9 protein-coding genes are annotated in these 10,692 nt (G+C 38.1%); 5 read left to right on the top strand and 4 right to left on the bottom strand.

Features of this window, described 5'->3' with window-relative positions; all coding sequences use genetic code 11:
- Positions 1–78: 78 nt before the first annotated feature.
- Both AC1DDK_RS00835 and AC1DDK_RS00830 read right to left on the bottom strand, forming a co-directional pair.
- A complete protein-coding gene (locus AC1DDK_RS00835; protein WP_288882367.1) occupies positions 79–789 on the bottom strand; it encodes a hypothetical protein in 711 nt (236 codons plus the stop codon).
- A gap of 113 nt (positions 790–902) precedes the next feature.
- Positions 903–1,214: a hypothetical protein gene (locus AC1DDK_RS00830; protein WP_337715151.1), complete on the bottom strand. Its 312-nt coding sequence runs from the start codon at positions 1,212–1,214 to the stop codon at positions 903–905.
- A gap of 189 nt (positions 1,215–1,403) precedes the next feature.
- Here AC1DDK_RS00830 and map point away from each other — a divergent pair, with 189 nt between their 5' ends.
- Entirely contained in the window at positions 1,404–2,168 is a 765-nt protein-coding gene (map, locus tag AC1DDK_RS00825; protein ID WP_337715149.1) for a type I methionyl aminopeptidase, read from the top strand.
- A gap of 45 nt (positions 2,169–2,213) precedes the next feature.
- On the opposite strand, the gene AC1DDK_RS00820 is transcribed toward map, so the two are convergent.
- Positions 2,214–2,954 (bottom strand): SDR family NAD(P)-dependent oxidoreductase, encoded by a 741-nt coding sequence (locus tag AC1DDK_RS00820; protein ID WP_337715147.1) that lies wholly within the window; start codon positions 2,952–2,954, stop codon positions 2,214–2,216.
- 111 nt (positions 2,955–3,065) lie between these two features.
- Here AC1DDK_RS00820 and AC1DDK_RS00815 point away from each other — a divergent pair, with 111 nt between their 5' ends.
- Complete coding sequence (locus AC1DDK_RS00815) at positions 3,066–3,422, top strand: winged helix-turn-helix transcriptional regulator (protein ID WP_288882372.1); 357 nt, start codon at positions 3,066–3,068, stop codon at positions 3,420–3,422.
- On the opposite strand, the gene AC1DDK_RS00810 is transcribed toward AC1DDK_RS00815, so the two are convergent.
- Positions 3,409–4,386 carry a glycoside hydrolase family 43 protein gene (locus tag AC1DDK_RS00810; protein ID WP_172663782.1) on the bottom strand — a complete coding sequence of 326 codons (978 nt, stop codon included), beginning with the start codon at positions 4,384–4,386 and terminating at the stop codon, positions 3,409–3,411. The two genes, AC1DDK_RS00815 and AC1DDK_RS00810, sit on opposite strands and share 14 nt — an antisense overlap.
- Before the next feature lie 402 nt (positions 4,387–4,788).
- Between AC1DDK_RS00810 and AC1DDK_RS00805 the strand changes: the two genes are divergently transcribed.
- The 3 genes from AC1DDK_RS00805 to AC1DDK_RS00795 are packed head-to-tail and all read left to right on the top strand — an operon-like array spanning position 4,789 to position 10,671.
- The gene (locus AC1DDK_RS00805) at positions 4,789–7,944 is read left to right on the top strand and encodes a SusC/RagA family TonB-linked outer membrane protein (protein WP_337715145.1); all 3,156 of its coding nucleotides are present in this window, start codon (positions 4,789–4,791) and stop codon (positions 7,942–7,944) included.
- 10 nt (positions 7,945–7,954) lie between these two features.
- On the top strand, positions 7,955–9,280 hold the full coding sequence (locus AC1DDK_RS00800; RefSeq protein ID WP_337715143.1) for a RagB/SusD family nutrient uptake outer membrane protein: 1,326 nt from the start codon (positions 7,955–7,957) through the stop codon (positions 9,278–9,280).
- A 29-nt stretch (positions 9,281–9,309) separates the two neighbouring features.
- The gene (locus AC1DDK_RS00795) at positions 9,310–10,671 is read left to right on the top strand and encodes a DoxX family protein (RefSeq protein ID WP_477633753.1); all 1,362 of its coding nucleotides are present in this window, start codon (positions 9,310–9,312) and stop codon (positions 10,669–10,671) included.
- The last annotated feature ends 21 nt before the right edge of the window (positions 10,672–10,692 follow it).

Below are 10,692 nucleotides of genomic sequence, written 5' to 3'. Positions count from 1 at the left end.
GTGGTGATTCAGGCCCTTTTTTGCGTTAAAACAGACTACTTTACCAGAGTCTAAGTTGAGTATGATATGTGGTAGGAGTTATAGAAACTCATCTGGGCCCAATTCCCAGGTCCAGGGTTTTTTAAAGCTCGAAAAAGTACGCAGCGTTTTAAATGTTAAATTCTGTTCAATAATCTCGTTTCCTGAATCCTTATTATTGATTTTACCAATAGTAATAATGCGTTTCTTGTTTACAAAATCATACTTTTTACTATTCATATCACCAGATCCGCTATGATAAGAGTAATTGCTTGCCTTGGTAAGCTGCCAATCTTTATCCTGATATTTAAAGCTGTAATTAAGTTTCCATCTCCAATTTGCGCCTCCTTCAAAAGCGAGGTTGAGTACATTATCTGCGATAACCAAAGGACGGAGGGGATCACCCATTGAGCCACCTTCTTCTGATCTTAAAATAAAATTGTTGTTTTGGGTAACTAATTTGTAATTTCTGCCCGATTTAAAATAGACTGCCAGCATCCTGGGTCTTTGGATTTCGGTGATAAGTTCTGTTGTATTATCTCCATACGCCCTGTTTTCTTTAACAGCAGCGTAAAACTCATAAATCAAGGCCAGATCTTCAACTTTATCATTATTCAAATCTCCGTACACAGAATCTATAACCTTCCATTGAGCTGGTATAAGTGATTTTATGGTTTTTCCTTGAGGGTTAAGCACCGGATACTTGAAAGATTGAGCATACGTAGTAGCATAGCCGCAAAATAATAAAAGCGTAATTAGTCCTATTCTCATATTTATATACAACGATTAAATATGATGATTTATTCTAAATATCGGTTTAATAAAAAGCACAAAAGCCGGAATCCTCCGGCTTTTGTGTGTATTAGCTATATATGTATCGTGATTTATTGAACCACTTTACCGTCTTTGTCGATCTTAAGAGATCCTGTTTCTTCTCCTTTTTTAACATTGATCAAGTAATACTCAGATTTGTCTGCGTTAACAACAAGGAATGCTGCAGTTGGAGTCCATTCTTTTGCTGGTTCAGCTTGTAAAGTTTTTTGAACCGGCTCAGGTAGGTCTTTTAATTCAACTGGAGTTTTTGTAGTACTATCTTGTCTTACAGCAACTTCTACTGAGTTTTTAATGTCGCTTGCTTTTACTGTTGTTAATCCGGCTACTGCTAAAAATGCTGCTGATAAAATGATCTTTCTCATAATACTTATTTTAAATTTCAATTAATATTCTTGTTAATTATGTTTAGACTATGCTACATAATAGTGCCTAAGTATATGTTTTTTGGCACCAGTCTGATTTTCAGTGGTTTATTTTATTGGCGGTTTCGGAAAGCTGTGGAGTTCCTCTACAGATTGTTGAATATTTCTATCTTTGTATAAAAAAAGACCATGTCAATTACATCAGACGAAGAACTTTCAGGAATGCAACAGATCAGTAATGCGATAGCAGAAACCCTTAAACAAATGAGGGAACATGCTGCTCCAGGTATGACAGCTAAAGAATTGGATGATTTTGGAGGAGCAATTTTAAGCGCCTTAGGCGCAAAATCGGCACCTAAGCTGACTTATGACTTCCCTGGATGGACGTGCATAAGCGTGAATAATGAGATTGCTCATGGTATTCCTACAGAAAATAAAGTTTTTAAAGAAGGCGATATCATTAATATTGATGTATCTGCCGAGTTAAATGGCTTTTGGGCTGACAATGGCGGTTCTTTTATTTTAGGGGAAGATATAAATGAGCTTCAGCCGCTTGTAGATGCATCAAAACAAATATTGCGTAAAGCCATAGATCAGATAAAAGGAGGAGTAAAGATTGCAGATATCGGTAGATTGATTGAAACAGAGGCCCGTAAATTTGGATATAAGGTGATAAAAAACCTTGCCGGACATGGAGTAGGTAGAAGTTTACACGAAGAACCGCATGAGATCTTGAACTGTTATGATAGATTTAATACTACACGCTTCAGAAAGAATTCTATTGTAGCTATTGAAACATTTATTGCCACCGCTTCAACTTATGCTGATCAGGAAAAGGATGGATGGACATTGGTTGGTAATAAAGGTGGCTATGTCGCGCAACATGAACATACTATAATGGTTACAGATGGTAAGCCGGTTATCCTTACTGCCGTAAATAATATTTGGGAATAACAAGGATACAGCGCAAACTAAAATGGTTGCGCTGTATGTTAGCCATTAGCTGGTAGTTCCAGCATCAATTGTAATTATTGAGCCTGTGGTGTAGCCACTGTCGGGGTTTGCTAAATAAGCTACCACATCTGCTATATGCTCTGGTTTGCCATATTTTTTTATTGCCATTAAGCTTCGCTGAAAGTCTGCATGTTCTGAGGTCTCAGGGTTCATATCTGTATTTATAGGACCCGGTTGTATCAGATTAACAGTAATTTCTCTCGGGCCCAAATCACGCGACAGGCCTTTTGTAAGTCCACTTAGGGCAGATTTGCTCATTGCATATAATGTGCCCTGGGCAGCAGGTACTTTATCAGCCATATTACTTCCTATGGTTATGATCCTACCCGAGTTTTCCATCTTTTTCGCAGCAATTAGACAGGCCTCCACTACAGCTTTTACGTTTACTGCCATAGTGATGTCATAATCAGCGAGGGTATGTTCTTCAAATGGTTTCCCAATGTAAACACCTGCGCTGTTAACTAAAATATCTAATTTCCCAAAAGTTGTAATTGCCTCTTGTATTGCGGCTGTTATTTCTCCTTCAATAGCGTTATCTGCTTTAACTGCCAAAACTTTTGAACCTATTTCTGTTAGCTCATTAACTAATGCGTCTGCTTTTTCTTTCCCATTTACATATGTGAAAGCGACAGTTGCACCTTCTTTTGCAAGTCTTTTTACAATTGCAGCTCCTATACCACGACTTCCACCTGTTACTACTGCTACTTTGTTTTTCAAATGTTCCATATCTGTTTTCTGTAATAAATATTAGTTTAAATACTTATTGCAAAGGTATATTTGTACTTTTACAATTGTATGTACTGATAAAATTGTATAGTACTAACATAAATGTAAGTAATGAGAAAAGAGAGCTCTACAAACCTTGAAAACGAGGTGCAGATAAATGCTAGTTGTGGTATGGCCTATACTTTAGACTTAATTGGCGGTCGTTGGAAGCCCACTATATTGTGGCGTCTGTTAAATTGTGGAAGTTTAAGGTATAGTAAACTTCGTAAATCAATGCCTAATATTTCCGAGAGGATATTGATTTTACAGCTTAGAGAACTGGAAAATGATGGTTTGGTAAGTAGAATGATCTACCCTGAGGTTCCGCCCAGGGTAGAATATAAGCTTACAGAGTTAGGATTGCGGCTTGAGCCGGTTCTCCGGTTATTGTCCGACTGGGGGGATGCTAACCGCCCTACAGGGGATTAGAACTTACACCTTCGAAAGTGATTTTGATAGGTTTGATCAGTCCGTTTTCATCGAATTCCATTTTATCTATGCAGGTAACCCTATGATTACCATTGGTTTCTCCTAATGGACGACGGTGGTATATAATGTAATAATCACCAGTTTTTGGATTCTTGATTACAGAATGATGACCTGCGCCGGTAGCGATAGATGGATCTTGCTTTAAGATCTTATCTATACGTTTAAATGGACCCAAAGGTGAATCTGATATGGCGTAAGCTACTGAATAATCCGGACCGGTCCATCCACCTTCAGACCACATGAAATAATACTTTCCATCTTTGATAAACATAAAAGCTCCCTCAACATATCCCTTAGGCGTTACCTCTTTATAAGTTGTTCCATCAGGGAACGGCACAATGCTTTTAAAATCATCACTTAATTTTACAACGTTGCAATGAGACCAGCCACCATAAAATAGATAGTATTGTCCGTCTTTATCTTTAAAAACATATTGATCAATTGGTTGTGCACCATTATGAAATTTATCGATCAGTGGTTTTCCTATAAGATCTTTAAATGGGCCGTTCGGTTTATCTGAAACGGCAACACCTATACCACCAATTTCATTATCATTTTGAATGTCATTAGCACCAAAAAAGAGATAATATTTATTTCCTTTTTTAGTAATTGACGGTGCCCATACAGCTTTTTTAGCCCATTTAACATTGCTTGTATCAAGAATGTGCGGATGTTTTTTCCAGGTAACAAGATCTTTGGAACTATAGGCGTCCATAAATGTCTGTTCTTCATATTTGGCAGAAAAGGTTGGGTAAACCCAATATTCTTTGCCGAATATAGCTCCCTCAGGATCGGCATACCAACCTGGAAATATTGGATTTCCAGAAGTCTCTTTTGATTTTTTTTGTGCGGATAGGGAAAGTGCTATGAACGAAAGGCAGAGCAAAAGTTGATACTTCTTCATTTTTAATGTGTTTGGATCGTATAATGTGTTTAAACTTAATTAAAGCCTAAGGTATCGTTTTATATCTTTTTTCACTAATACTCTATTAAATCCATAGATTTTATTTGTTTTTAACAAAAATGCAATTACATTTGCGTTGAATTGATAAGAAACAAAACCAAACAATGAAAAGAATTTTACACTTAAAAAAAGAAATTGCGCTCTGCAGTCTAAATCGATTGAGATTTTCTTCTCACTGTTGTTGCTGTTCCATGCAATAGCATTTCAAGCTATAAAGAAATAATAAAGACAGGATTAGAATCCTGCCTTTATCAAAGCATTCAGTACGCAACGCCAATCACTTACTGAAATGCCAACTCGTTTCAACCAATAGAATTTTATTAATTAAAACTTTTTAAAGTTATGCAAAATTTTAAAAAGGGTAAGCATTTGTATAGTGCTTATTCCTTGTTAAAAAAGACACTGCTATTGAAGAGCAGTATCGTGGTAATGATCTTATTACCGCTCATTTCCTTCTCCCAAACTCAACCTCTTATTAATTCTACTCTTAAAGGTCAAATTATTGACGCTGTAACAAAGCTTGGAATCCCTGGGGTAAGTATCCACATTACCGGTACTACACATGTTGTCCAGACAGACAAAAATGGAAAGTTCGATTTTGTTACCGGTCAGAAATTCCCTTATACTTTAGAAATTACTTATGTAGGCTACGAAAAAAAACAGGTTGTGGCCAATGGAAGCCCAATCCTGGTAGAATTAAAAGAGAGTGCAAGTCAGCTAAATGACGTTGTAGTAGTTGGGTATGGTGCCCAAACGCGTAAAAGTGTTGTAGGCGCTATTGTTAAGGTAAATGCTGCCGAAACGAAGCAGATTCCTGTAGCCAGTTTTGATGCCCAGTTACAAGGTAGGGCGGCAGGTGTCCAGGTGGGAACTTACTCAGGTTCTCCGGGAGAAGGTGTAAAAGTACAGGTGCGAGGTACCGCTTCTATTAACGCGAGTAACGAGCCATTATATGTTATTGATGGTGTATTTGTGAATAACAACTCTTTGTCGACTCTTGATCTGGGTGGGAAAAAAACATCGCCCCTGGCGGATATCAATCCCGCGGATATTGAAAGCATTGAAGTACTGAAAGATGCGAGTGCTATTGCAATTTATGGTTCTCGTGGAGCCAATGGAGTTATTTTAGTAACCACTAAAAGAGGAGAGTACCTTTTAGGTAAAACAAAATACAATTTAGAGATATCACATGGCTGGCAAAAGGCAGATCCTGATCGATTATGGGAACTCACTACCGGTCCGGAGCACGCCATGTTGGTTAATGAACAGTGGATAAATTCAGGTAAAGACAAGCCTAGCCTAAATCAAACCTACGAGAATCGTCCATTCAGACCAGTAACAGATGTTATTAATGGTGTTCCAGGAAGGGGTAACCCAGAAGATCAGCAAACTTATGATCGATTAAGCAGGGTTTTCAGGACTGCGCAGGTTAAGAATTATGACCTCAGTATTCAAGGTGGAAGTGAGAAGATCCGTTATAATATAGGTGCAGGCTATACCGATCAGGAAGGGATATTAAAGCCAGCTGATTTTCAGCGTGGAAGTTTTAAGCTAAATCTTGATAGCAAGCTGAATGATAAAGTAACCCTTAGTTCAAGTAATGGTGTTTACAGAACATTCAGACAGCAAGTTAGAGGTGGCGCCGGTCAGCAGGCCGGACATTTACTTGCCGCATTGCATCACCCGACTTATTTACCTTTATACAATGCAGATGGAACGCCAGCCAGAGGTTCTATTTATGAAAATATTGATAACCTTGTAAATACTGATATTACCAATATCTCAACCACAAGCATTCGGTATATAGGTAATCAGTTTATAGAAGTTAATATTTTACCCGGTCTTAAGTTTAAATCTTCAATTGGTTTAGATTACGATAACTATAATGAACGTGAGTTCTTTAACGATCAAACAATTATTGGTGGCAGCCCCAATCCATTGGGTTATAGAAAAGAGGTGTTTACTACCAGCACAATTATTCAGAATGAACAAACATTATCCTATGTAAAGGCACTTAATTCGAGACAAAATATTACTGTTTTAATTGGAAATAGTATTCAGAGTACCGATGTTAAAGTAGCTCAGGAAGTAGGGCAGGGTTTCCCAAATAATTTCTTTCAGCAAATCTCTGCTGCTTCTGTAAGAACAGCAGATCAGAGAAGGTCGAAGTCTACACTTGCTTCATTTTTTGGTAGGCTGAACTACAGTCTCGATAACAAATATTTTCTTGAAGGCGTAATCAGAGCTGATGGTTCATCTAAATTTGGTGCCAATAATCGCTGGGGATTCTTTCCAGGTATAGGCGCTTCATGGAGGATCAAACAGGAAGCCTTTCTACAAAATTCAGAAACTATATCTGAATTCAAGCTTAGGCTAAGTGCCGGTTCTGCCGGGAATCAAAATGGTATTAATGACTATGCCGCATTGGGTTTATGGTCTGGCTCGGCGGCGTATCCTGATAACCTGACAAGCGGACCTAAACCTGGCGTAGCACCTGCTCAATTAAAAAATCCTGACTTGAAATGGGAAAAAACCACTACCTACAACGCAGGAATTGATTTGGGTTTATTTAAGGATAGGTTGTTTCTGAATTTTGATGCTTACTACAAATACACCACAGATGCTTTGCTTTATTTGCCTGTGCCACAGTCAACAGGGTATTCAAGCACATTAGCTAATGCCGGTGAAGTAAGTAATAAGGGAATTGAGCTGGCAATAACCGGAACAATTATTAAATCTAAGGACTTTGAATGGTCAGCAAATTTTAACATTTCAAGAAATGTAAACCGCGCGGAGAAACTGGTTAGCCCCATCACCTTTGAAGCCAGAGAGTATAGAAGAACACAGGAAGGGGCTGCACTAGGAAGTTTCTGGTTATACAAACAGCTATATGTTGACCCTACAACCGGAGATGCTATATTTCAACATGCCGATGGAACCACAGGAACTACTGTGACCACGGCAGATCGTCAGCTGATGGGTAATCTCATTCCTGATTTCTTTGGAGGTTTTTCTAATAATATCAGCTATAAAGGATTTGATTTTAACGTATTGTTTACTTACCAATATGGCAATAAAGTATTCAATTTTAACAAATACATTTTGGAAGGTGGGGGCACAAGAGATGCCTCCAGATCGATTTTAAAGAGCCAACTGAACAGGTGGCAAAAAGAAGGAGATATAACCAATACTCCTCGAGTTACCAGTGTGGGTAATAATTACAACATCGAACAGAACAGCAGATATCTGGAGGATGGATCTTTTATCAGACTTAAAGCTGCCTCTTTAGGTTATACTTTGCCTGCATCAGTAACTTCTAAAGTAAGGTTGGGCAAAGTAAGGCTGTATGTTTTGGGAACTAATCTTTGGCTTAAAACAAAATATTCAGGTGCTGATCCGGAAAGTTCGGGTAGTGCAGGTCAGAATCTCGACGGTTTGGATACAGCCACACCACCACAACCAAGAGGAATTCAGTTTGGAGCCAACATTTCATTTTAATACTAGAATCATGAATACTAAAAATAAAACACTCCTATTTTTATTGCTGATCAGTTCATCACTGTTCTCCTGCAAAAAATATTTAGAAGTTTCACCATACGATACCATACCCGATGAAACTACGATCTACGATAGATCATCAGCAGAAGCTGCAGTAAGAGGCGCTTACCGCGGATTGGCAAGTCTTAATTATGGAAGTGCTTTCCAGAATACAATACTTCAATCGGGTGGAGACATTAAATCACTAAACAATGCCCAAACGGATTTGAATGTAATCAATTATGATCTGCGGTCAGATATTGCATTCTTATCTACCTACTGGGGGAACTTCTACAACACCATTAACCGCACCAATCATATTATTGAAAAGGTGCCTCTGGTAACAGATAATAAGCTTGGTAATGATCTTAAAAATCAGCTGTTAGGTGAGGCTTATGCCATTAGGGCCTTATCTTATTTTGATCTTGCCCGGGTGTTTGGCAATGTGCAGATATTTTTAACACCAACTAATGTGGTGGCTGATAAACTAGGCGTTAAGCAAAGTACACAGGCGGAAGTGTTTGCTCAGGTACTCGAAGATTTAAACAAGGCAGAACCCTTGCTGCCTACTACTATTGTGAGGAACAGGATAACCAGGTCTACAGCAATTGCATTGAGAGCCAGACTTTATCTATATCAGAAAAAATATACTGAGGCCGAAGCCGATATCAATACTGTTTTGGCAAATCCCGGGTATAAATTGATTAAACCTTTTAATCTTGCTGCGGGAACATCAGAGTCTGTATTAGAACTTTCTTACAGTGTAAATGATGTTAATGCGGGTTACGCTCAATGGAATACCAGTAACAGGGCACTTGAACCAAAAGCAGTAATTCACAATCTTTTGAATGATCCTGCTATTGGTGGTGATCGTAAAATCCTTTCTGTGAAAAATGCTGCAGGACAATTTATTGGTGGTATTTATCCCACTAACACTTCTGCTGGATACATTATCAGAACGGCAGAATTATTTCTTAACAGGGCCGAAGCACGTGTACTTAAAACGGTACCTGATTTAAGCGGTGCAATTGCAGATATAAATGCGGTAAGGGTTAGGTCGAGCGTGCCTGAAATAAGCGCAAGTCTGAATAAGGATGAAGTATTGTTAGCTATAGAAAATGAGAGGCGTGTAGAGTTTGCCCTGGAACCTTTCAGGTGGTTTGATTTGGTCAGAACAGGTAGAGCCCCTGCAGTCCTGAACCTGAACGATCCTAATAAATACATTTTTCCAATACCGGCAGGAGAGATCATTGCCGATCCATCACTTGTTCAGAACCCGGGTTACGGCAGAAATTAAAATTTTAACATCATTAAAATATATTTGTTATGAGCAAAATAACAACCAACACAAACAATGAATCACGGGAGTGGAAACCCTKGGAAAAGAATTTGTTCCGGTTCTTCTTTATCTTTCTCGTGATACAGATTATTCCTATAGACTGGAAGTTCTACAAAGAGCTATTCTCTATCAATTGGCTTCACCTCCATTTTCACGATCTGTTTAAGTTAACTAAGTACCAACCTCAGTTTTTTTCTGACAATCAAATTGCTGAATGGGGTATTGGAGGTTTTGCAAACTGGGTAGTATTTATCGGTATTGCAGCCGTAGGTGCTGTCATTTGGGGTAAAGCAGATGCCCAAAGAAAGGAATATACCAAGTTATATTACTGGTTAAGGGTATTGGTGAGATATCGCCTTGCGTTTGTACTGGTTACTTATGGCTTTATTAAATTTTTTCCGTTGCAGATGCCATATCCTTCGTTAAGTAATCTGCTGACTAATTATGGAGATTATTTTGCCTGGAAAATATATTTCCAAACGGTAGGCATAGCACCTAAGTACGAATCTTTTTTAGGTTTTGTTGAAATACTTGCTGCCTTCTTGCTTTTTAACAGGAAGACAGTCACGTTTGGTGTAGGACTAATATTCGGTTTTTTAGGGAATGTAGCGGTAGCAAATGGATTTTATGATATAGGTGAGCAAGCGCTAAGTACTTTTATTGTGCTCTTAGCAACTTTCTTATTTGTATACGATATCCCCAGATTATATGATCTGCTCATTAAAGAAACACCGGCTTATGCCAATAAATTTATTCCAAAATTTACGGATAGTCGTTTAAGAAATGCGCGGAAAGGATTAAAAATAGCATTTCTGGCCTTTGTTGTACTCTTTGCATATAAGGCTTATGATAATTACACAAATGATCCTTATAAAATACCTCATACACCAGGTTTAAGTAAAGCATTTGGGTATTATAATGTAAAGGAGTTTGTATTAAATAAAGATACTATACCATACTCCAAAACTGATCCGAACAGATGGCAGGATGTGGTTTTCGAAAAATGGTCGACACTAACGATTAAAGTGAATCGCCCCGTTAAAATAGACTTGTCGAGCGGCGAAGAAGTTCATGAAAAAGATATTGATAGAAACTATGAACTGGCAGGATATGCCGGTCGCCACTATTTCTACTATGATGCCGATACTGTAAACCATACGCTTTCATTACAGAATAAGAATAAAAATCAACGGAATGAAAAGCTTCAGCTCAAGTATGAGCGGCCAAATGATTCCACAATAGTACTGTCGGGTATTAACGAAAACAGAGATTCGATACATGTGGTTCTTGCCAAAATAAATAAGAAGTATATGATGTTCGAGGGTCGCCGTAAACCTGTAAAAATCTAGTTGTCACTTAAAAGAAATTAA

It is taken from the genome of Pedobacter sp. 05T44, from assembly GCF_056395985.1.
This window is presented reverse-complemented; position numbering and strand designations above follow the sequence as displayed.